This is a genomic window from Mycobacterium sp. NBC_00419 (assembly GCF_036023875.1).
Classification (GTDB): Bacteria; Actinomycetota; Actinomycetes; order Mycobacteriales; family Mycobacteriaceae; genus Mycobacterium.
The window spans coordinates 2,177,533-2,198,099 of record NZ_CP107931.1; the positions used below are offsets into that span (position 1 = coordinate 2,177,533).

Genomic DNA, 20,567 nt, shown 5'->3' on the forward strand with positions numbered 1-20,567 from the left:
CGGCTTCGTGAGCGGTGAGCCGACCGTCACCAGCCTGCTGGTGACGCTGGCCGACGTCGACGATCGCGGTATCAGCGCCGACGACGGCTCGCACTCGACCTGGCGCGAGCACGTCCAGGACGCCGCCGACCTGGCTGCGGCGCTGAAGGCGCGTCTCGACCCCGACAAGCCGCCGCACGTCGGCGTGCTGCTGGGCAATACGCCGTTCTTCTCGCGGATGCTGGTCGCCGCCGGACTGAGCGGACTGGTCACCGTCGGACTCAACCCGACCCGTCGCGGTGCGGCGCTGCGGCGCGACATCGAACACGCCGACTGTCAGCTGGTTCTCGCCGACGACATGGCCACCGGATACGGCGAGGGCTTCGCCCCGGAGACCACGACGGTCCTCGACGTCACCTCGGCCGGGTGGGCGGACGAACTCGCATCGTACGGCGGGTCCCCGATCACGTTCACCGACAGCGGTTTCGACGATCTGTTCATGCTCATCTTCACCTCCGGGACCAGTGGCGAGCCCAAGGCGGTCCGGTGCACCCACGAGAAGGTCGCCGGACCCGGGGTGATGCTCGCCGAGCGGTTCGGCTTGGGCGCGACGGATGTGTGCTACCTGTCGATGCCGTTGTTCCACTCCAATGCGGTGATGGCGGGCTGGTCGCCCGCCGTGGCCGCCGGCGCGTCGATTGCGTTGCGCCGCAGGTTCTCGGCGTCGCAGTTCTTCCCCGATGTCCGCCGCTACAACGCCACCTACGCCAACTACGTCGGCAAACCGATGTCCTACATCCTGGCCACCCCGCCCAAGCCCGACGATGCCGATAATCCGCTGCGCATCGTCTACGGCAACGAGGCCGCGCCGCGCGATATCACCAGGTTCGCCACCCGGTTCGGGGTCACCGTGGTCGACGGGTTCGGCTCCACCGAGGGCGGGGTGAACATCGCGCGTACTCCCGACACTCCGGAAGGCGCGCTCGGCCCGCTGCCCGAGGGTCTCGGCGTCATCGACGTCGACACCGGCCTGCCCTGCCCACCCGGTGTGGTCGGCGAACTGGTGAACCTCAACGGGGCGGGCAACTTTCGGGGCTACTACAAGGATCCCGACGCCGAGTCCGAGCGGATGGCAGGCGGCGTCTACCACAGTGGTGACCTCGCGTTCCTGGACGAGGCCGGCTACGTCCACTTCGCCGGACGGCTCGGCGACTGGATGCGGGTCGACGGGGAGAATTTGGGCACTGCCCCGATCGAGCGGGTGCTGATGCGGTATCCGGACGTCACCGAGGCGGCGGTCTATGCCATCCCGGACCCGGACGTCGGCGACCGGGTGATGGCGGCCCTGGTGCTGCCGGACACCGCGAGGTTCGACCCGATCAAGTTCCGGGAGTTCCTCGCCGACCAGCCCGACCTCGGACCTAAGCAATGGCCCCGGTTCGTGCGGGTCGGTATCAGCCTGCCGCGCACCGAGACGTTCAAGATCATCAAGCGGCGGCTCTCGGCCGAAGCCCTCGACTGCAGCGATCCGGTGTTTGAAATCGCGCGGTGATGGCTACCGCTTTTCAGTGAAACTCCCGAACGTGCTCTTCGCGGTCGCGGCCGCCGCATCGGCCCTACTCGTCGCGCCCCAAGCCCAGGCCGCCGACTGCCCCGACATCAACGTGGTCTTCGCCCGCGGCACCTGGGAGCCGCCCGGCGTCGGCAACATCGGCCAGGCCTTCGTCGACGCGGTGACCTCGGACGCTGCCGGGAAATCTGTCAGCGTCTACCCGGTCAACTACCCGGCGAGCACCGACTTTCAGCGGGCCGTCGACGGAGTGATGGACGCCAGCAACCACATTCGCGCGATGGCACTGGACTGCCCGAAGACGAAGATGGTTCTCGGCGGCTACTCGCAGGGCGCGGCGGTGATGGGCTTCGTGACGGCCAACGCGGTACCCGACGGGTTCGTCGCGCCGGCGGGGCTGACCGGCCCGATGCCCAACGACATCGCCGACCACGTCGCCGCCATCGCCCTGTTCGGGAAACCGTCCACAGGGTTCTTGAACACGATCGGTGCACCGCCGATCGCCATCGGTCCGCTGTATGCGGCCAAGACGATCGACATGTGCCTGACCGACGATCCGATCTGCTCGGACGGCGGTGGCAACGGCGCCGCGCACGGCATGTATGCGGCCAACGGCATGGTCGGTCAGGCCGCCCAGTTCGCGGTCAAACAGGCGGTAGCCGTCTAACCCGCGATCGAGGGCATGATCGCCTCGATCAGGTGCGGGCCCGGTTCCCCGAAGGCCCACTCCAGCGCCTCGGCGAGTTCCTCGGCGGTGCTCACCCGCCGCGCCGGCACGCCCATCCCCGCGGCGATCTGCACGAAATCCAATGTGGGACGGGTCAAGTCCAGAAGTGACTCGGCCTTCGGTCCCGGACCGTCGGCCGCCGATCCGGTCTGGGCGCCGACACGCTGCAATTCGATGCGCAAGATGTCGTAGGCCCGGTTGGCGTAGACGACGGTGGTGATGTCGAGATGCTCGCGGGCCTGGGTCCACAGCGCGGAGATGGTGTACATCGCCGAGCCGTCGGACTCCAGGCACAGCACCGGCCGCTCGGGTGCGGCCAGAGCCGCACCGATCGACACCGGCAGCGCGTATCCGATCGCCCCACCGGTCAGGGTGAGCCAGTCGTGCGCCGGGGCTCCGGAAGTCGCCTGGGGCAGAAGGAATCCCGACGTGTTCGACTCATCGACCACGATCGCCTGTTCGGGCAGCAGTGCGCCGATCACGTCGGCCGACGTCTGGACCGTCAACGGACCGGTGGGCAGCGCCGGACGCGACAGGGGTGCCGTCGCGGCGATCTCGTTGCTGGCCAGCCGGTCGGCCAATTCACTCAGCGCCCCAACCGCTCCCACCGGCCCGGACAGGGTGTGCACCGCAGCGCCCTCGGGCACCAGGTCGCTGGGTTTGTCCGGATAGGCGAAGAACGACACCGGGTGCGGCGCGCCGGCGAGGATGATGTGGCGGGCGCCCTCGAGTTGTGCCGTGGCCGCTTCGGCGAAGTAGGCCAGCCGCTCGACCGCGGGTAGCCCGGCGCCACGTTCGAGGCGCGTCGGGAACGTCTCGCAGATGACCCGGGTGCCGCACGCTTGTGCAAGCCGGACCGCGGCGGCCAGGCCGGGCGCACGGGTCGCGTCCCCACCGATCAGGAGCACCGTCGGCTCACCGGAGGCCAACACCGCCGCAACCTCGTCGAGGCCGGCCGAACCCGGGGACTGCTGCGTCACAGCGGGTTTCGCCAGTTCCGCACCGTCACCCCAGGAGACGTCGGCCGGCAGGATCAGCGTCGAGATGTGGCGGTGGGCGCGCGCCGAGGCGATAGCCTCGGTGGCGTCGGCGGCCACGTCGGCGACCGCGCCGGTGCGCCGCAGCCAGCCCGATACCGTTCCGGCAACCGAATCGATGTCGGACTCCAGCGGAGCGTCGTACTTCTTGTGGTAGGTGGCGTGATCACCGATGACCACCAGCATCGGCACGACCGCGCGCCGCGCGTTGTGCAGGTTGGCCAGCCCGTTGCCCAATCCCGGTCCCAGGTGCAGCAGGACCGCGGCCGGGTCGCCGGAGATGCGGGCATACCCGTCGGCGGCGCCGGTGGCGACACCCTCGAACAGGGTGAGCACACCACGCATCTGCGGCACCGTGTCCAGTGCCGCCACGAAGTGCATCTCCGAAGTACCCGGGTTGGCGAAACAGATCCGCACACCGTCGGAGACCAGTGTGGTGATCAGTGCCTGCGCGCCGTTCATGCCGATCGTCATCGCGTACGACTGTAGACGCGGCTCGTGCTCAGCTGTCGCGAATGTCGTCCAGTGCGCGGGTCGCCGCTTCGAAGCCGGCTACCAACTCGGCGACGATGTCGGCCACCGGCCGGATCTCGTTCATCTGGCCCACGATCTGCCCGACCGGCATGGCGACGGCGGTGGGGTCCGCCGAGATGTTCATCCGCTGATGCGCCTCGGCGACGAGAACGTTCTGCAGCGGCATCGGCAGCGGATCCGGTGCACCCTCGGTATCCCACGCCTCGGTCCAGCGGCTCTTGAGCAGCCGAGCCGGCTTGCCCGAGTAGATCCGCCGGCGCACGGTGTCACTCGACGTCGCCGCGAGCAGACCTTTCTGGATGACCGACGGCCCGCCGTCCTGGCGCACCCCGAGGTCGTATTCGGCGGCGGTGAGCCATGCCGATCCCATCCACACGCCCGCGGCACCGAGTGCCAGCGCGGCGGCCATCTGCCGCCCGGTTCCGATGCCACCGGCCGCCAGGACCGAGGCGGTGTCACCGACAGCGTCGACGATCTCCGGCCACAGCACCACCGAGCCGATCTCCCCGGTGTGCCCGCCTGCTTCGTGACCCTGCGCGATGACGATGTCGACGCCGTTGTCCACATGCCGCCGAGCGTGCTTGGCCGAACCGGCCAGCGCAGCCACCGCGACACCGGCCGCATGCGACTGGTCGATGACGTCCTTGGGCGGCGAGCCCAACGCGTTGGCGATCAGCTTGATGGGGTGCTTGAGGGCGACGTCGACGTGCGAGCGGGCCACCGAATGCAGCCACCCCAGCGTGCCCTCGTTGCGGGCGAGGTCGGCGGGCAGTGGCGGCACACCGAGGTCGGCAAGGGTCTTGTCGACGAATTCGCGGTGCGCCTGCGGGATGAGCTTGTCGATGTCGACGGCCGTGCCCTCGGTGGGGATCTTGGCCGGCATCACGATGTCCACGCCGTAGGGCTTGCCAAGAGTGTTCTCGTCCATCCACTGCAGGGTGGCCTCGAGCTCATCGGGGTGGTTGAACCGGACGCAGCCGAGCACGCCCATGCCACCGGCCCGGGTGACCGCCGCGGCGACCTTCTCCGAGGGGGTGAAGGCGAAGATCGGGTAGTCGATGCCGAACCGGTCGCACAGCTCGGTACGCATCAGCTGGTGGCCCCCGCATGCTTGGCGTGCACATCGTCAGCCGGACGCAGCTCGGTCTGCTCCTTGGCCCATTTGTAATCGGGCTTGCCTGCCGGAGAACGCTTCACCTGATCGACGAGCCACAGGCTGCGCGGCACCTTGTAACCGGCGATCTCCTTGCGCACGAACGCATCCAGATCCGACAGGGTCGGCCGGGAACCCTCGCGGGGCGCGACCACCGCGGCGACGTGATTTCCGAACCGGGCATCGGGCACGCCGACCACCAGTGCGTCGAACACGTCCGGGTGGCCCTTGAGTGCGGCCTCGACCTCTTCGGGGTAGACCTTCTCGCCGCCGGTATTGATCGACACCGAGCCGCGGCCCAGCATCGTCACCGTGCCGTCTTCCTCGACGGTGGCGTAGTCGCCCGGGATCGCGTAGCGCACGCCGTTGATGGTGCGGAACGTCTCGGCGGTCTTCTTCTCGTCCTTGTAGTAACCGAGCGGGATGTGGCCGCTCTTGGCGATGATGCCGCGCACGCCCGATCCCGGCTTGACCTCGTTGCCCTCCTCGTCGAGCACCTTCACGTTCTTGTCGATGGTCACCCGCGGGCCGCTGGCATGGGACTCGCCCTTTGCCACCACGCTGCTGCCGCCGAAGCCGGTCTCCGAGGAGCCGATCGAGTCGGTGATGATGCGGTTGGGCAGCAGCTCGAGGAACTTCTCCTTGAGGCTCGGCGAGAACAGCGCGGCCGTGCTGGCCAGCAGGAACAGCGACGACAGGTCACGGTCGCCCACACTGGTCTCCAGTGCGTCCAGCAGCGGCCGGCCCATCGCGTCGCCGGTGAAGAACAACAGGTTCGCCTTGTGCTTCTCGATGATGTTCCAGACTTCTTCGGCGTCGAACTCCGGAGCCAGGATGGTCGTCGAGCCGGTGAACAACGCGCCCCAGGTCGCCGACTGGGTGGCGCCGTGGATCATCGGCGGGATCGGGAAGCGGATCAGTGGCGGACCGGCGGCGGCCTGCTTGGACAGGTCGAACTCGTCCTTGATGTACTCGCCGGTGGCAAAGTCGGTGCCGCCCAGCAACACTCGATAGATATCCTCGTGGCGCCACATCACGCCCTTGGGGAAGCCGGTGGTGCCGCCGGTGTAGAGCAGGTAGACGTCGTCGGCGCTGCGCTCGGGGAAGTCCCGCTCGGGCGAGCCCTGCGCGATGGCCTCGGAGAACTCCACGCCGCCGTAGCGGGTGAAGTCCTTATCCGTCCCATCCTCGACTACTAGAACCGTCTTGACGTTGGGGGTCTCGGGCAGCACGTTGGCCACCCGGTCGGCGTACTGGCGCTCATGCACCAGGGCAACCATGTCGGAGTTCTCGAACATGTACTTCAACTCCGCCTCGACGTAGCGGAAGTTGATGTTCACCATGACCGCACCGGCCTTGATGATGCCCAGCATCGCGATGACGATCTCGATGCGGTTGCGGCAGTACAGCCCGACCTTGTCGTCCTTCTTCACACCATGGTCGATGAGGTAGTGGGCGAAACGATTCGCCTTCTCCTCCAACTCGGCGTACGTGATCTGCTCGTCGCCACAGATGAGGGCGACGCGGTCAGGTACGGCGTCAATGGCATGCTCGGCTAGATCAGCTATGTTCAGGGCCACAGACCCAAATTAGAACCTGTTACATTTCCACACAAGTCTGTGGTCTCGACGAAGAAAGGCAGGCATCTGTGAGCGAGCCCGCGAAAGGCCCCGACGCCCTCATTGAGCAGCGCGGACACACCCTGATCGTCACGCTCAACCGGCCCGAGGCGCGAAACGCGCTTTCCACCGAGATGCTCTCGATCATGGTCGAGGCGTGGGACCGCGTCGACAACGATCCCGACATCCGGGTGTGCATCCTGACCGGTGCCGGTGGCTACTTCTGCGCCGGGATGGACCTCAAGGCCGCGACCAAGGCACCGCCGGGAGACTCGTTCAAGAGTGGCGGCTACGACCCGACCCGAATCGACGGTCTACTCAAGGGCCGGCGGCTCACCAAGCCGCTGATCGCCGCCGTGGAGGGCCCGGCGATCGCGGGCGGCACTGAGATCCTGCAGGGCACCGATATCCGGGTGGCCGGCGAGAGCGCGAAATTCGGTATTTCCGAAGCGAAGTGGAGCCTCTACCCGATGGGCGGCTCCGCGGTGCGGCTGGTTCGCCAGATTCCTTACACCATCGCCTGCGACCTGCTGCTGACCGGACGCCACATCACCGCGGCCGAGGCCTTGGAGTACGGGCTGATCGGATACGTCGTACCGGACGGCACCGCGCTGGAGAAAGCTCTCGAGATCGCCGAGGTGATCTCCAACAACGGGCCGCTGGCGGTGCAGGCCATCCTGCGTTCGATCCACGAGACCGAGGGCCTGCACGAGAACGATGCGTTCAAGATCGACACCAAGATCGGTATCGAGGTGTTCTTGAGCGAGGACGCCAAGGAAGGGCCGCTGGCCTTCAAGGAGAAGCGCGCACCGCAGTTCAAGATGCGCTGACTCACCGCCGAGCGGCGTCTAGTCCAGTACCCGCTTGGTCGGGGTGAACACCACCGGCATGGCCTCCGGGCCGCTGACGAAGTTCGCCGGCCGCAACGGCACCGTCACACCATCGGCCAGCCGCAGATCGGGCAGCCGCGTCAGCAGCTTGCGCAGCATGGTGCTCAGCTCCAGGCGGGCCAGCTGATTGCCGAGGCAGAAGTGGGTTCCGAAGCCGAATGCCAAGTGGCTGTTCGGGTTACGGTCGATCCGGAAGCTCTCCGGGTCGCCGAACACCGCCTCGTCGAAGTTGGCCGACTCGAACATCAGCAGCATCTTCTCGCCCTGGCGCAGCTCGGTGCCGTGGAACTCGACGTCACGCATCGCAGTCCTGGCCATGTTCTTCACCGGCGAGGTCCAGCGCAGCATCTCCTCGATCGCCCCGGCCACCTTGGCGTCATCGGCGATCAGCTGCTCCCACTGATCCTCATGGCGCAGAAGCTGTTCCGTCCCGCCCGACAGGGTGTGCCGAGTGGTCTCGTCACCGCCGATGAGGATCAGCAGCGTCTCCATGATGATTTCCTGGTCGTCCATCCGCTGGCCCTCGACCTCGGAGTTGACCAGGATCGAGAACAGGTCGTCGGTGGGCTCGGTGCGCCGCTTGGCGATCGTCTCGATGGCGTAGGCGGAGTATCCGGCGAACGCGTCCATCACCGCCTGCAGGGTCTCTTCGTCGGCGGCCGAGTTCAACCCGCACACCAGGTCGTCGGACCACTTCAGCAGAGTCGCGCGTTCGGCCGGAAGCACTCCGAGCATGTCGCCGATGACGGCCATCGGCAGCGGCGCGGCGATGTCGCGGACGAAATCGCACTCACCCTGCTCGCACACCGCATCGATCAGCGAGTCGCACAGAACATCGATGCCGGCCAGCTTGTCCATCACCCGCTTGCGGGTGAAGCCCGCGTTGACAAGCTTGCGGCGCAACAGATGTGACGGGTCATCCATGTCGATCATGTACGGCATACCGGGCTGGTCCGGTCGGATCCCGCCGGTGTTGGAGAACGTCTCCGGGTCGCGCTCCGCGTCGATGACGGCCTGATACGTTGCCGCAGCAGCCAACCCGTTGCGGTCGCGGAACACCGGCTCGTTCGCCCGCATCCAGCTGTACACCTCGTGGGCGTTACGGTCGGAGTAGAAGTTGCCGTTGGTGAGATCAACGTCCGGCTTGGTGCCGGCCAAAGTGCCCGTCATTTCTTACCTTCCACATTTCCGTTACTGCGGATTACAGTGACCGCATGTCTGATTCGCAGCACACCATCGCCGGCACGGTTCTGACCATGCCCGTACGTATTCGCAAAGCCGACGTCCACAATGCGATGTTCTCGGTGCCTGCCGAGGCCGCCCAGAAGCTCATTGACTACAGCGGGCTTCAGGTCTGCCAGTTCCGTCCCGGCCGCGCCATGGTCAACTTGATGCTCGCCCGCTACATCGACGGCGACCTGGGCAAGTACCACGAGTTCGGCACGAGCGTGATGGTCAACCCACCCGGCTCGAACGCTCATGGCCTCAAGGCGCTCGGCGACGCCGCGGCGTTCATCCACCACCTGCCGGTCGACCAGTCCTTCACTTTGGAAGCAGGCCGGACGATTTGGGGCTATCCGAAGATCATGGCCGAGTTCAAGGTGCGCGACGCCAACCCGTTCTCCTTCGAGGTCAGCGAAGGCGGATCGCTGATCGCCGCAATGGAGTTCAGCCGCGGACTGCCGATCCCGTCGTTCCGCCAGCGCGCCCAGGCGTTGACGTCCTACACCTCCAGCAACGGCACGCTGCGTGAAGTGCACTCGGAGATGACCAACTCCGGGCTGCGGATGCGCCCGGCCGGAGTCCGTCTCACGCTCGGCGACCACCCCTACGCCAAGGAGCTGGCGTCGCTGGACCTGCCCAAGCGGGCGATGATGGCCACGTCGGTGGCCAACGTCGCGATGGTCTTCGGCGACGCAACCATCCTCAGCTGAGCCGCCGGTCGTCATCCGGACAATCTAGGGCGCGGGGTATACACCTTGCAAGAAGTGTCTACAGCAGGGCGGCGGCTTCCGTGATCTGCTCGACGCTGCGGGCGCCGATGACCATCATCGTCACGCCACTGGCTTCCCACAGCGGGATCTGCTTGCGGACGTAGTCGATGTCGCCGACGATCGCGGAGTCGTCGACGAGTTCGTCGGGGATGGCCTTGGCCGCTTCGTCCTTGCGGTCGCTGCGGAACAGGCGGGTGACGTCGTCGACGACCTCGGAGTACCCCATCCGCCGGTAGACGTCGGCGTGGAAGTTGGTGTCCTCAGCACCCATGCCACCCATGTAGAGCGCCAGGTGCGGCTTCATCAGCTCCATGACCGCCGGGCGGTCCTCGGTGACGATCAGCTGAGCGGTGGCGCAGATTTCGAAGTCCTCCCGGGAGCGCCGCGCCCCTGGCCGGGCGAAGCCCTCGTCGAGCCACTCGTTGTACATGCTGGCGATGCGAGGCGAGTAGAAGATCGGCAGCCAGCCGTCGCAGATCTCGGCGGCCAGGGCCACGTTCTTGGGCCCTTCGGCACCGAGCATGATCGGGATGTCAGCACGTAGCGGGTGCACGATCGGCTTGAGCGGCTTGCCCAGCCCGGTGGTGCCCTCCCCGGTCAGCGGCAGCGGGTAGTGCGGGCCGTCGCTGGTGACGGGGCCCTGGCGCGCCCACACCTGGCGCACGATGTCGATGTACTCGCGCGTGCGCGCCAGCGGCTTGGGGAACTTCTGGCCGTACCAGCCTTCGACGACCTGCGGTCCGGAGACGCCCAGCCCCAGGATGTGGCGGCCGCCGGAGAGGTGGTCGATGGTCAGCGAGGCCATCGCGCATGCGGTGGGGGTGCGCGCCGAGAGCTGCACGACCGAGGTACCCAGGCGCATGCGCGTGGTTTCCCGGCCCCACCAGGCCAGCGGGGTGAACGCATCCGAACCCCATGCCTCTGCCGTGAATACCGTGTCGAAACCGGCTTCCTCGGCGGCGGCCACGAGTTCGGCGTGGTTCGTTGGGGGCTGAGCGCTCCAATACCCGAGCTGAAGTCCGAGCTTCATCGGTGCCGCCTTTCTGTCCGGGACAGGATCCTTGCCACGATTCTTAGAACCTGTTCTACTCGATGGTGTGACAGCCAGCCAAAGCAGCCCTGCCTTGACCGATTCGCACGAGCCGCCCCTTTCGGCGCCGCTGGAACTGTCGTTCGACTACACCCGTTCAGTCGGAACGACCCTCAGCGCCTTCTTCACCGCACTCCGCGAGCGCCGCATCGTCGGTGTACGCGGGTCCGATGGACGGGTACTCGTGCCGGCCGCCGAATACGACCCGGTCACCTACGAGCCGCTGACGGAGATCGTACCGGTGGCGAGTGTCGGAACCGTGGTGTCCTGGACGTGGCAGCCGGAACCTCTCGACGGCCAGCCGCTCGACCGGCCGTTCGCCTTTGCACTGATCAAACTCGACGGCGCCGACACCGCCCTGCTGCACGCCGTCGACGGCCGGATCAAGACCGGTGACCGCGTGCACGCGCACTGGGTCGACGAGCCGACCGGATCGATCACCGACATCGCCTACTTCGTACCCGGCGAGGAGCCCGAGGACACCCCCGAGGTCGACGACGACCGGGACCCGGTGACCATGCTGGTGGTTCCGACCCGCATCGAGATCCAGCACACGGCCTCTGCCCCGGAGAGCGCGTACCTGCGTGCGCTGCAGGCCGGCAAGTTGCTCGGCGGCCGCACCGGCGAGAACGGCAAGGTGTACTTCCCGCCGCGTGAAGCCGACCCGGCCACCGGCAAGGAACTCGACACCTTCGCCGAACTGCCTGACAAGGGCACGGTGACGACGTTCGCGATCATCAACATCCCGTTCGCCGGGCAGCGCATCAAGCCGCCCTACGTCGCGGCCTACATCCTGCTCGACGGGGCCGATATCCCGTTCCTGCACCTGGTTTCGGATATCGATGCCGCCGACGTCCGGATGGGCATGCGGGTCGAGGCGGTGTGGAAGCCCCAGGAGGAATGGGGCCTGGGCATCGACAACATCGAGTACTTCCGGCCAACCGGTGAACCGGACGCCGAATACGACACCTACAAGCACCACCTGTAAAGGGACAACGACATCCATGTCTGACCGCGATGTAGCTGTCGTCGGGTTCGCACACGCACCACACGTGCGGCGCACCGACGGCACCACCAACGGCGTCGAAATGCTGATGCCATGCTTCGCCCAGCTCTACGACGAGCTCGGGCTCAAGCAGACCGACATCGGCTTCTGGTGCTCGGGATCCTCCGATTACCTTGCCGGACGTGCCTTTTCGTTCATCTCGGCGATCGACTCGATCGGCGCAGTGCCGCCGATCAACGAGTCGCACGTTGAGATGGACGCGGCGTGGGCGCTCTACGAGGCCTACATCAAGCTGCTGACCGGCGAGATCGACACCGCGCTGGTGTACGGCTTCGGCAAGTCCTCGGCAGGCACCTTGCGCCGCGTGCTCGCGCTGCAGACCGACCCCTACACGGTCGCGCCGCTGTGGCCGGACTCGGTGTCGATGGCCGGGCTGCAGGCGCGGTTCGGTCTCGATGCCGGCAAGTGGACCGAAGAGCAGATGGCGCAGGTTGCGCTCGATGCGCTGGCCGCCGCCCCGCGCACGGATGCCGAGAAGCCCGCGACCAGCATCGAGGAACTGCTGTCGCGCCCGTACTTCGCTGATCCGTTGCGCAAGCACGACATTGCGCCGATCACCGACGGCGCCTCGGCCATCGTGTTGGCTAGAGGTGACCGCGCGAAGGAACTGCGCGAAAGGCCGGCCTGGATCACCGGTTTCGAGCACCGCATCGAAACCCCGGTGCTCGGGGCACGCGACCTGACCACCTCCCCATCGACGGCCGCGTCGGCCAAGGCGGCCACCAATGGTGATGCCGGGTCGATCGAGGTCGCCGAGATCTACGCGCCGTTCAGCCACCAGCAGCTGATCCTCACCGAAGCGATCGGATTGCCGGACTCGACCAAGATCAACCCGTCCGGCGGTGCGCTGGCAGCCAACCCGATGTTCTCGGCGGGGCTGGAACGCATCGGCTTCGCTGCCCGGCACATTTTCGAGGGGTCGGCGCAGCGGGTGCTGGCACACGCCACCAGTGGGCCTGCGCTGCAACAGAACCTGGTGGCCGTGCTCGAAGGGAAGGACGCCTGATGGCCGGCAAGCATCTGGCCGCGGTGCTAGGCACCGGGCAGACCAAGTACGTCGCCAAGCGCAAAGACGTGTCGATGAACGGCCTGGTGCGCGAAGCCATTGACCGCGCTCTCGCCGACTCCGGCTCGACGTTCGACGACATCGACGCCGTGGTCGTCGGCAAGGCACCCGACTTCTTCGAGGGCGTCATGATGCCCGAGCTGTTCATGGCCGACGCCGTGGGCGCGACGGGCAAGCCGCTGATCCGCGTGCACACCGCCGGTTCGGTGGGCGGATCGACCGCGATCGTGGCCGCCAGCCTGGTGCAGTCCGGCAAGTACCGGCGCGTGCTGGCGATGGCCTGGGAGAAGCAGTCTGAGTCGAATGCCATGTGGGGGCTGTCGATTCCGGTGCCGTTCACCAAGCCGGTCGGCGCCGGTGCCGGCGGCTACTTCGCGCCGCACGTCCGCGCCTATATCAACCGCTCCGGCGCACCCAAGCACATCGGCGCGATCGTCGCGGTCAAGGACCGGCTCAACGGCGCGAAGAATCCGCTTGCGCATCTGCATCAGCCCGACATCACCGTCGAGAAGGTGATGGAGTCGCCGATGCTGTGGGATCCGATCCGCTACGACGAGACGTGCCCGTCCTCCGACGGCGCGTGCGCGATCGTGATCGGCAACGAGGAGATCGCCGACCAGTGGGTGGCCGAGGGCAACACCGTCGCCTGGGTGCACGCCACCGCGCTGCGCACCGAACCGCTGGCCTACGCAGGCCGTGACCAGGTCAGCCCGCAGGCGGGCCGCGACGCCGCGGCAGCCCTGTGGAAAGCCGCCGGCATCACGAGTCCGATCGACGAGATCGACGTCGCCGAGATCTACGTGCCGTTCTCCTGGTTCGAGCCGATGTGGTTGGAGAACCTCGGGTTTGCCGCCGAAGGCGAGGGCTGGAAGCTCACCGAGGCCGGCGAGACGGCGATCGGCGGCAAGCTGCCGGTCAACGCCTCCGGTGGTGTGCTCTCGTCGAACCCGATCGGCGCCTCGGGCATGATCCGCTTCGCCGAGTCGGCGATCCAGGTGATGGGCAAGGCCGGCGATCATCAGGTCAAGAACGCCCGTAAGGCGCTCGGCCACGCGTACGGCGGTGGGTCGCAGTACTACTCGATGTGGGTGGTCGGCAGCGACAAACCCGCCAAGCAGTGACGCGGATGAAGTACACGGTCAGCATCGCATTCAGCCCACTGGATCAGCTGATCGAGATCGCCAAGGCGGCAGAGGAGCTCGGGTTCGACAGCATCGCGCTGCCGGACTCGATCTTCTATTTCGAGAAGCAGTCCGTTGACTATCCCTACACCGCCGACGGCAAGCGGATGTTCGACGAGACCTCGCCGTGGGTGGATCCGCTCATCCTCGCCGGTGCGATGGGGGCGGTGACGTCGAAGATCCGCTTCTACACCAACGTGATGAAGTTGGGCTCCCGCAATCCGCTGCTGCTGGCGCGTCAGGTCGGCTCGGTCGCCAATCTGACCAACAACCGGTTCGGCTTCGGCGTGGGAATCGGTTGGGCTCCTGAAGAGTTCGAGTGGTGCGGGGTTCCCTACGCCAAGCGCGGCAAGCGCGTCGACGAGATGATCGACGTCATCAAGCTGGTGCTGGCCGGCGGCATGGTGGAGTTCCACGGTGAGTTCTACGATTTCGAGCGGCTGCAGATGAGCCCGGCGCCGTCCACGCCGGTGCCGTTCTACGTCGGCGGGCACACCGACGTGGCACTCAAACGCGCCGCACGCGTCAGCGACGGCTGGACCAGCGCCATGATGACCTGTGACCAGTTGGCCGAGACCATCAGCACGCTCAAGCGGCTGCTGGCCGACAATGGCCGCGCCGGTGATCCTTTCGAATACCAGGCGGTCTGTATCGACAAGTTCGGTGTCGACGGGCATCGCGACCTGGTGGCGGCTGGAGTCACGGACTACATCGGTATCCCGTGGGTGTTCGAAGGCCTCGCCTTCGACGCCCCGGTGGACAAGAAGATCGACTCGATGAAGCGTTTCGCCGAGACCTACATCCATTCCGGCTGGCAGGAGCAGTGAGCACCCCGGCGCACGAGGCGGGCCGACGCTCCCGCGAGGCGGCCATGGCGCGGGACAAAGAGGCCTGGCTCGCGGTATTCGCCGATGACGCGATCATCGAGGACCCGATCGGTCCGTCGCACTTCGATCCTGAGGGCAAGGGACACCGGGGCAAGGAGGCGATCGCGAAGTTCTACGACATGGCGATCGCGCCCAGCAAGCTCGCCTTCCATTTCGAGAAGACCTATCAGTGCGGCAACGAAGAGGCCAACGTCGGCCACATCGTGATCGAGTCCGCGGGATACCGGGTGTTGGCCGAGGGCGTATTCACCTACAAGGTGAACGACGAGGGCAAAATGGTTGCGCTGCGCGCCTTTTGGGAACTCGACCAGGCCGCCAAGAGCGCCGAGAAGCTCTGAGGTAGCTGCTCGGCGAGTGGCCACTTACGCACGCCACATCGCCGGCCGATTCGCGTGTCACAAGTGGCCATTCGGCGCCGAAGTCAGATCTCCTCGAAGCCGGTCAGATAGCGCTGCGCCAGATCCTGGTAGGCCTTCGGGTTGAGGTTCACCCACACCTCGGCGCCGGTTCCGGCGATCGGGCCCTTGACCTTCGCCGGCGCACCCGTGACCAGCACCTCGTCGGGTATGTGGGTGCCGCCGACCACCAGCGAGTGTGCGGCGATCATGCTGCGGGCCCCGATCACCGCGCCGTCGAGGACCGTGCAGTGGTTGGCGATCAGTGCCTCCGCGCCGATGTGGGCGCCGTGGATGGTGCACATGTGCGCGATCGTCGCGCCGGGTCCGAGGTCGACCGGGATTCCCGGCGGTGCGTGCAGCACCGAACCGTCCTGCACATTGGCGCCCTCGCGGATGACGATGGGCGCGAAGTCGCCACGCAGGACGGCGTTGAACCACACCGATGCGCCGGCCTCCACGGTCACGTCACCAATCAGGACCGCGGTGGGCGCCACGAACGCGGTGGGGTCCACCTTTGGTGACCGGCCTTCGAACGAGTACATCGGCATCGTCCAGATATACCCCATGTCATTCGGGTAATCCGCAGCTAGCTGCATTGATATTGCAAGAGCCGCCCGAGAAACTGTAACGTGTTCTAGTTAGAGACTAGAAGTGGAGGCACCTGGTGACAAGCGGCGTTCGCGAGATCGACACCGGAACCCTGCCGGACCGGTATGCCAGAGGATGGCACTGCCTTGGCCCGGTCAGAGATTACCTGGACGGCAAGCCGCACGCGATCAACGCGTTCGGCACCAAACTGGTGGTCTTCGCCGACGATTCCGGCGCGGTGCACGTGCTGGACGCCTACTGCCGCCACCTCGGTGGTGACCTGTCGCAGGGCACCGTCAAGGGTGATGCGATCGCCTGCCCGTTCCACGACTGGCGCTGGGGTGGCGACGGCCGCTGCCGGCTGGTGCCCTACGCCAAGCGCACCCCGCGGCTGGCCCGCACCCGGTCCTGGGAGACCGACGTGCGCAGCGGGCTGCTGTTCGTCTGGCACGACCATGAGGGCAATCCGCCGCAGCCCGAGGTCCGCATCCCGGAGATCCCCGAGTGGGCGGGCGGCGAGTGGACCGACTGGAAGTGGAACTCGATGCTGATCGAGGGCTCGAACTGCCGCGAGATCGTGGACAACGTCACCGACATGGCGCACTTCTACTACATCCACTTCGGCCTGCCGACGTACTTCAAGAACGTCTTCGAAGGCCATATCGCCTCGCAGTACCTGCACAACGTCGGGCGCCCCGACATCAACGACATGGGCACGGCCTACGTTGAGTCCCATCTCGATTCGGAGGCGTCGTACTTCGGTCCGTCGTTCATGATCAACTGGCTGCACAACGTCTACGGCGGCTTCAAGGCCGAGTCGATCCTGATCAACTGCCACTACCCAGTGACGCAGGACTCGTTCATGCTCCAGTGGGGTGTGATCGTCGAGAAGCCTAAGGGCCTCGACGAGAAGATGAGCGACAAGCTCTCCGACGCGATGGTCACCGGTGTCAGCAAGGGCTTCCTGCAGGACGTGGAGATCTGGAAGCACAAGACGCGCATCGAGAATCCGTTGCTGGTCGAGGAGGACGGCGCGGTCTACCAGATGCGCCGCTGGTATCAGCAGTTCTACGTCGACGTCGCCGACGTCAGCCCCGACATGGTCGACCGCTTCGAACTCGAGATCGACACCACCCCGGCCAACGAGAAGTGGAAGGTCGAAGTCGAGGAGAACCTCAAGCGCCAGGCCGACCAGGCAGGGCAGCCGGCGACATGACCGCAGGGGACCAACCGCCTGACGTCGACGACCTGGCGCGGTCCATGATGGATCTGCTCGGCGTGCACGAGCACGACGAGCCGCACCCCGTCGACGACGGGAGCACTCCCACGTCGTGGGCGAAGGCACCTGATTTCGCCGGCGACCCGCAGCGCGCGGCGGCAATCCACGAGGCAACCCGCTTGGACCGCGAGCGCTATCTGTCGGCCGGGCTGGCTGAGGTGGACTGCCGGTTCTGCCACGTCTCGGTGCGGGTGAAGAAGCTCGGCGCCGCACACACGCTGGTGCAGTGGAACACCGAGGCCCAGCAGCGGTGTGCCTACTTCGCCGAAGTACGCGCCGGCGGCGGTAGTAGCGCGCGAACCCGCGGCTGCCAGAAGATGTCCGACAGCATCAAACACGCTGTCGCGGAGGGCTGCCTGGAGGAGTACTCCAGCGCCCCCGCCCCCGGCGACGGCTGAGCCCTGACACCCAGGACTACAGCCCCTTGAAGCGCTCCTTGACCTGTTCCTCGGTCAACCCGTAGTCCGACAGCGAGTAGGTGTGCTTGGGGGCTCGCGGCCCCTGCTTGCTCTCCTCGTCGGTGGCCTGGATCGCCGCGCGCGCATCGTCGGTCATCTCGATACCGAAGTGCGAGTAGATGTTCTCCACCGTACGGATCGGCTCGCGGATGAGCTGGAAGTAGTCGACGTCATAGAACTGCGCCTCGTCGTGTTCGCGGCGCACGGCGTTGAACCGCTCCAGCCCGCGCGACCACGTCTCGAGCGCGTCAGCACCGATGACGTCACCCGTGAACGTGTTCGACCAGCCATCGGTGGTGTGCTGGGCCAGCGAGCACATCGAGGCCATGATCGTCTCGGCCGGCCGGTGGCACTGCAGGATCAGCGCATCGGGGTAGGCCGCGAACACCGCATCGAGCGCGAACAGGTGGCTGGGATTCTTGAGCACCCAACGCTTCTCGGGTTCGTTGAGCCCGATCAGTTGCAGGTTCTTGCGATGCCGGAGGTAGGACTTGGTCCAGTCCTGGCGGGCCAGCCACTGCGCATATGTCGGCACATGCGCCAGCGTCTCGTAGGACACCGAGTGCAGCGACTGGCGCAGCAACTGCCAGCACTCCTCCACCTCGTCGGCGGTCATGTAGTGCAGGCCGGTGTAGTCGGGATTCTCGTCGTGGGCCTTCTTGAACCGGGCATCGAGCTCAGCGAAAACCGGGTTCTGCGGCCAGGTTTCGCGCGGCGGCCTGGGCTGCGGGAACTCCGCCAGCCACAGCTCCAATCCCTGGTGACGGGGATCGCCGCACAACAGTCGGTGCAGGGCGGTGGTACCGGTGCGCGGCAGCCCGGTGACGAAGATCGGCCGCTCGATCGGCACGTCCACGTGCTGCGGGTACTGCTTGAAAGCGGACTCGGACAGGAGCCTGGCCACCAACGCATTGCGCACGAAGAACCGCTGCATCTTGCTGCCGAGTTCGGTGAGGTCGGCCTCGCTGCGGAACGCTTCGAGCAGCACCCCCAGCGCTTCTCGGTAGTTGTCGTCGTCGACGCCGAAGTCGTCCATCCCGGTGGCTTTAGTGGCCGAGGCGAGCAGGCTCTCGACGCTCAGGAAATCGCTCATCAGTTGTGGTACTCCCCGCAGTTGACGTCGAGGGTCTGGCCGGTGATGCCGTTCGACAGATCGCTGGCCATGAACAGGATGGCCGAGGCGACCTCGTCCTCGGTGGGCAGCCGCTTGAGATCGGAGTTCACCGCAGCCGCCTTGTAGATCTCATCGACGGTGGTTCCGTACTTGCTGGCCTGGTGCTCGAAGTAGCCCTGCAGCGTTCCACCCCAGATGTAGCCAGGCAGAACGGAATTCACCCGGATACCCTGCCCTCCGAGCTCACTGGCCAGCGACTCCGACATAGCCAGCAGCGCAGCCTTGGCCATCTTGTAGGCGCCCTGCTTGGGGTCGGAATGGCGGACGACCATCGAGTTGACGTTCACGATGGACCCCTTGGCCTCGGTCAGCGCCGGGGTGAAGCCCTGGATCAGCCGCAGCGCACCGAGCACGGTGAGCTCCAATGTCTCGCGGATGTGCTCGAACGTGGTGTTGGCGAACGGCTTCATCGACGGGACCTTGAACGCATTGTTGACCAGGACGTCGACTTTGCCGTAGGTGTCCAGGGTCTGCTTGACCAGGTTGTCAACCTGCTCGTCGTCGGTGATGTCGGTGCCGACCGACAACGCGCGACGGCCGAGTGCGGTGACTTCCTTGGCGACATCGTCGAGCCGCCCGACGGTGCGCGCCGCCAGGACCACGTCCGCGCCGGCCTCGGCACATCGGCGTGCCAGCGTGGTGCCCAGTGCGGGACCCACACCGCTGATCACCACGACTTTGTTCTCGAGTAAGCCCGCCATGACCTATCCCACCATCCTGTTGCCAATGAGTTTCTGGCGCAGTGCGATTCGCTCCCGCCAGCCGTCTTCGGAGATCTTGTTGTGCTCGTAGTAAGGCAGCTTGCCCGCAACCTCGTCGAGGTCGACCAGTTCCAGGGTGGGGCCGTCGGCAGCAGTCAGCTCACGCGAGACGCGCTGCCAGCGGAACTGCAGGTAGCCCTTGCCGTGGCCGAGTGTCTCGACCCAGTTGGTCACTCCCGGGCTGCGGTCGGAGACGACGATCCGGATCTTGCCGTCCGGATCAGCCTGTGCCTGAGCGCCGTTGAGCGAGGTCTGGTGGTTGATGTAGTCCAGCGAGATGTACCAGAGGCTGCCGAGTTGGAACCCGAGGTAGGGCGCATCGGAGACCGGCAGGGTGAGGATCAGCGCCTGGTCGGAGGTGATGTCATAGTGGCCCACCGACGAATACTGGGTGGCCAGTCCACCGGGGGTGAGCCGCGGGGCGGTCAGTGTGTTGACCGGCAGGTTGTCGTAGAACCACTTCGGGAACTGCAGCCAGGTTTTGACCCGCTGAACCAGCTGCTTGCCCGCGGTCGCATAGCGCTTTTCGATCAGCTCTTTGGTCAGCGCCGGCGGCGCGGTGCCCTCGGTGTCGGTTCGGGCGATCGCAAAGCTGCCGCGCTGGGCGGCCCAGTCGTTATAGACCTCGCGAATCACCAGCTGCGCGTTGGTGTCCGGGGTGAAGCGCCATTCGAAGGTGCCGTCGGCGGCGATGTCGAGCTTGCGGTCGTCGAACGCGGTCTCGCTGTCGGGGACGACTGCGTCGGTGTACTCGCCACCGAGCAACTGGAAGCTGACGTCGGTGGTGGTGCCGCGCGTCCCGGTGACGACGTATTCCTGGCCGGCCACCACGCGGGTGCCGAAGTACATAGTGTCGGGATTGTCCAGGCCCATCTTGGTGAACGGCCCGGTTCCGGAGTGCAGGAAGGGATGATCGCGATCGTAGTCGAAGGCGACGTGCGTGCAGGCCGCGATGCAGCCGGCCAGATACTGCAGGCCCTCCAGAAGGTCGGCCTCGCTCTCGATGAAGTCGGCTTCCGTGACGAGGCGCTCGGCCTCGGCAATGGCGTCCGCCAGAGGTTGTGTGTACATCGACTGCCCTCGCGTTTCAATATTCGACCGCACCGGTACGTCTGC

Annotated in this window: 20 protein-coding genes; 11 read left to right on the forward strand and 9 right to left on the reverse strand. The window is 66.3% G+C overall.

All coding sequences use genetic code 11. From position 1 onward, the window contains the following. The first annotated feature begins 7 nt into the window (after positions 1–7). Together fadD17 and OG976_RS10300 are read left to right on the forward strand one after the other, a co-directional pair. Positions 8–1,531 carry a long-chain-fatty-acid--CoA ligase FadD17 gene (fadD17, locus tag OG976_RS10295; RefSeq protein ID WP_328361432.1) on the forward strand — a complete coding sequence of 508 codons (1,524 nt, stop codon included), beginning with the start codon at positions 8–10 and terminating at the stop codon, positions 1,529–1,531. A 16-nt stretch (positions 1,532–1,547) separates the two neighbouring features. Then, positions 1,548–2,216, forward strand: coding sequence for a cutinase family protein (locus tag OG976_RS10300; protein ID WP_328361435.1), 669 nt, complete (start codon positions 1,548–1,550; stop codon positions 2,214–2,216). Here the strand turns inward: OG976_RS10300 and OG976_RS10305 are convergent. Genes OG976_RS10305 through OG976_RS10315 form a run of 3 tightly spaced genes read right to left on the reverse strand, consistent with a single transcriptional unit; the run spans position 2,213 to position 6,580 of the window. Then, positions 2,213–3,775 carry an acetolactate synthase large subunit gene (locus OG976_RS10305; RefSeq protein ID WP_328363366.1) on the reverse strand — a complete coding sequence of 521 codons (1,563 nt, stop codon included), beginning with the start codon at positions 3,773–3,775 and terminating at the stop codon, positions 2,213–2,215. The genes OG976_RS10300 and OG976_RS10305 overlap by 4 nt on opposite strands. Before the next feature lie 40 nt (positions 3,776–3,815). After that, on the reverse strand, positions 3,816–4,937 hold the full coding sequence (locus OG976_RS10310) for an NAD(P)H-dependent flavin oxidoreductase (RefSeq protein ID WP_328361438.1): 1,122 nt from the start codon (positions 4,935–4,937) through the stop codon (positions 3,816–3,818). Further along, positions 4,937–6,580: an acyl-CoA synthetase gene (locus tag OG976_RS10315; protein ID WP_328361441.1), complete on the reverse strand. Its 1,644-nt coding sequence runs from the start codon at positions 6,578–6,580 to the stop codon at positions 4,937–4,939. The genes OG976_RS10310 and OG976_RS10315 overlap by 1 nt, the downstream gene beginning before the upstream one ends. A gap of 68 nt (positions 6,581–6,648) precedes the next feature. Between OG976_RS10315 and OG976_RS10320 the strand changes: the two genes are divergently transcribed. After that, positions 6,649–7,449 carry a crotonase/enoyl-CoA hydratase family protein gene (locus OG976_RS10320; RefSeq protein ID WP_328361444.1) on the forward strand — a complete coding sequence of 267 codons (801 nt, stop codon included), beginning with the start codon at positions 6,649–6,651 and terminating at the stop codon, positions 7,447–7,449. A gap of 18 nt (positions 7,450–7,467) precedes the next feature. Here OG976_RS10320 and OG976_RS10325 read toward each other — a convergent pair whose 3' ends face one another. Continuing rightward, entirely contained in the window at positions 7,468–8,679 is a 1,212-nt protein-coding gene (locus tag OG976_RS10325; protein WP_328361447.1) for a cytochrome P450, read from the reverse strand. Positions 8,680–8,723: 44 nt separating this feature from the next. Between OG976_RS10325 and OG976_RS10330 the strand changes: the two genes are divergently transcribed. Beyond that, positions 8,724–9,443, forward strand: coding sequence for an acetoacetate decarboxylase family protein (locus OG976_RS10330; RefSeq protein WP_328361450.1), 720 nt, complete (start codon positions 8,724–8,726; stop codon positions 9,441–9,443). Between the two features lie 58 nt (positions 9,444–9,501). Here OG976_RS10330 and OG976_RS10335 read toward each other — a convergent pair whose 3' ends face one another. Next, positions 9,502–10,533, reverse strand: a complete 1,032-nt coding sequence (locus OG976_RS10335; protein ID WP_328361453.1) for an LLM class F420-dependent oxidoreductase — start codon at positions 10,531–10,533, stop codon at positions 9,502–9,504. Positions 10,534–10,600: 67 nt separating this feature from the next. On the opposite strand from OG976_RS10335, the gene OG976_RS10340 reads away from it, so the two are divergent. The 5 genes from OG976_RS10340 to OG976_RS10360 are packed head-to-tail and all read left to right on the forward strand — an operon-like array spanning position 10,601 to position 15,131. After that, positions 10,601–11,581, forward strand: a complete 981-nt coding sequence (locus tag OG976_RS10340; RefSeq protein WP_328361456.1) for a Zn-ribbon domain-containing OB-fold protein — start codon at positions 10,601–10,603, stop codon at positions 11,579–11,581. Between the two features lie 16 nt (positions 11,582–11,597). Beyond that, the gene (locus OG976_RS10345) at positions 11,598–12,665 is read left to right on the forward strand and encodes a thiolase domain-containing protein (RefSeq protein ID WP_328361459.1); all 1,068 of its coding nucleotides are present in this window, start codon (positions 11,598–11,600) and stop codon (positions 12,663–12,665) included. After that, positions 12,665–13,846: a thiolase domain-containing protein gene (locus OG976_RS10350; RefSeq protein WP_328361462.1), complete on the forward strand. Its 1,182-nt coding sequence runs from the start codon at positions 12,665–12,667 to the stop codon at positions 13,844–13,846. The genes OG976_RS10345 and OG976_RS10350 overlap by 1 nt, the downstream gene beginning before the upstream one ends. 5 nt (positions 13,847–13,851) lie before the next feature. After that, positions 13,852–14,733: a TIGR03619 family F420-dependent LLM class oxidoreductase gene (locus tag OG976_RS10355; protein ID WP_328361465.1), complete on the forward strand. Its 882-nt coding sequence runs from the start codon at positions 13,852–13,854 to the stop codon at positions 14,731–14,733. Beyond that, positions 14,730–15,131: a nuclear transport factor 2 family protein gene (locus tag OG976_RS10360; RefSeq protein ID WP_328361468.1), complete on the forward strand. Its 402-nt coding sequence runs from the start codon at positions 14,730–14,732 to the stop codon at positions 15,129–15,131. Before OG976_RS10355 ends, OG976_RS10360 begins: the two co-directional genes overlap by 4 nt. Positions 15,132–15,214: 83 nt before the next feature. Here OG976_RS10360 and OG976_RS10365 read toward each other — a convergent pair whose 3' ends face one another. Then, entirely contained in the window at positions 15,215–15,739 is a 525-nt protein-coding gene (locus tag OG976_RS10365) for a gamma carbonic anhydrase family protein (RefSeq protein ID WP_328363369.1), read from the reverse strand. Between the two features lie 116 nt (positions 15,740–15,855). Between OG976_RS10365 and OG976_RS10370 the strand changes: the two genes are divergently transcribed. Continuing rightward, positions 15,856–16,995, forward strand: a complete 1,140-nt coding sequence (locus OG976_RS10370) for a Rieske 2Fe-2S domain-containing protein (RefSeq protein ID WP_328361471.1) — start codon at positions 15,856–15,858, stop codon at positions 16,993–16,995. Beyond that, positions 16,992–17,456 (forward strand): hypothetical protein, encoded by a 465-nt coding sequence (locus tag OG976_RS10375; RefSeq protein WP_328361474.1) that lies wholly within the window; start codon positions 16,992–16,994, stop codon positions 17,454–17,456. The genes OG976_RS10370 and OG976_RS10375 overlap by 4 nt, the downstream gene beginning before the upstream one ends. Before the next feature lie 16 nt (positions 17,457–17,472). Here the strand turns inward: OG976_RS10375 and OG976_RS10380 are convergent, their stop codons facing one another. The 3 genes from OG976_RS10380 to OG976_RS10390 are packed head-to-tail and all read right to left on the reverse strand — an operon-like array spanning position 17,473 to position 20,522. After that, entirely contained in the window at positions 17,473–18,609 is a 1,137-nt protein-coding gene (locus OG976_RS10380) for a sulfotransferase family protein (RefSeq protein WP_328361477.1), read from the reverse strand. Beyond that, positions 18,609–19,391 carry an SDR family oxidoreductase gene (locus OG976_RS10385; protein ID WP_328361480.1) on the reverse strand — a complete coding sequence of 261 codons (783 nt, stop codon included), beginning with the start codon at positions 19,389–19,391 and terminating at the stop codon, positions 18,609–18,611. Before OG976_RS10385 ends, OG976_RS10380 begins: the two co-directional genes overlap by 1 nt. 3 nt (positions 19,392–19,394) lie before the next feature. Then, positions 19,395–20,522, reverse strand: coding sequence for a hypothetical protein (locus OG976_RS10390; protein ID WP_328361483.1), 1,128 nt, complete (start codon positions 20,520–20,522; stop codon positions 19,395–19,397). Between the last annotated feature and the right edge of the window lie 45 nt (positions 20,523–20,567).

Excerpts from the sequence above, each read along its gene's own strand:
- OG976_RS10375 (WP_328361474.1), top strand. The coding sequence starts at position 16,992 with ATGACCGCAGGGGACCAACCGCCTGACGTCGACGACCTGGCGCGGTCC.
- OG976_RS10350 (WP_328361462.1), top strand. The coding sequence starts at position 12,665 with ATGGCCGGCAAGCATCTGGCCGCGGTGCTAGGCACCGGGCAGACCAAG.
- OG976_RS10310 (WP_328361438.1), bottom strand. The coding sequence starts at position 4,937 with ATGCGTACCGAGCTGTGCGACCGGTTCGGCATCGACTACCCGATCTTC.
- OG976_RS10390 (WP_328361483.1), bottom strand. The coding sequence starts at position 20,522 with ATGTACACACAACCTCTGGCGGACGCCATTGCCGAGGCCGAGCGCCTC.
- OG976_RS10380 (WP_328361477.1), bottom strand. The coding sequence starts at position 18,609 with ATGAGCGATTTCCTGAGCGTCGAGAGCCTGCTCGCCTCGGCCACTAAA.
- OG976_RS10305 (WP_328363366.1), bottom strand. The coding sequence starts at position 3,775 with ATGAACGGCGCGCAGGCACTGATCACCACACTGGTCTCCGACGGTGTG.
- OG976_RS10335 (WP_328361453.1), bottom strand. The coding sequence starts at position 10,533 with ATGAAGCTCGGACTTCAGCTCGGGTATTGGAGCGCTCAGCCCCCAACG.
- OG976_RS10330 (WP_328361450.1), top strand. The coding sequence starts at position 8,724 with ATGTCTGATTCGCAGCACACCATCGCCGGCACGGTTCTGACCATGCCC.
- OG976_RS10355 (WP_328361465.1), top strand. The coding sequence starts at position 13,852 with ATGAAGTACACGGTCAGCATCGCATTCAGCCCACTGGATCAGCTGATC.
- OG976_RS10345 (WP_328361459.1), top strand. The coding sequence starts at position 11,598 with ATGTCTGACCGCGATGTAGCTGTCGTCGGGTTCGCACACGCACCACAC.
- OG976_RS10385 (WP_328361480.1), bottom strand. The coding sequence starts at position 19,391 with ATGGCGGGCTTACTCGAGAACAAAGTCGTGGTGATCAGCGGTGTGGGT.
- OG976_RS10365 (WP_328363369.1), bottom strand. The coding sequence starts at position 15,739 with ATGCCGATGTACTCGTTCGAAGGCCGGTCACCAAAGGTGGACCCCACC.
- OG976_RS10325 (WP_328361447.1), bottom strand. The coding sequence starts at position 8,679 with ATGACGGGCACTTTGGCCGGCACCAAGCCGGACGTTGATCTCACCAAC.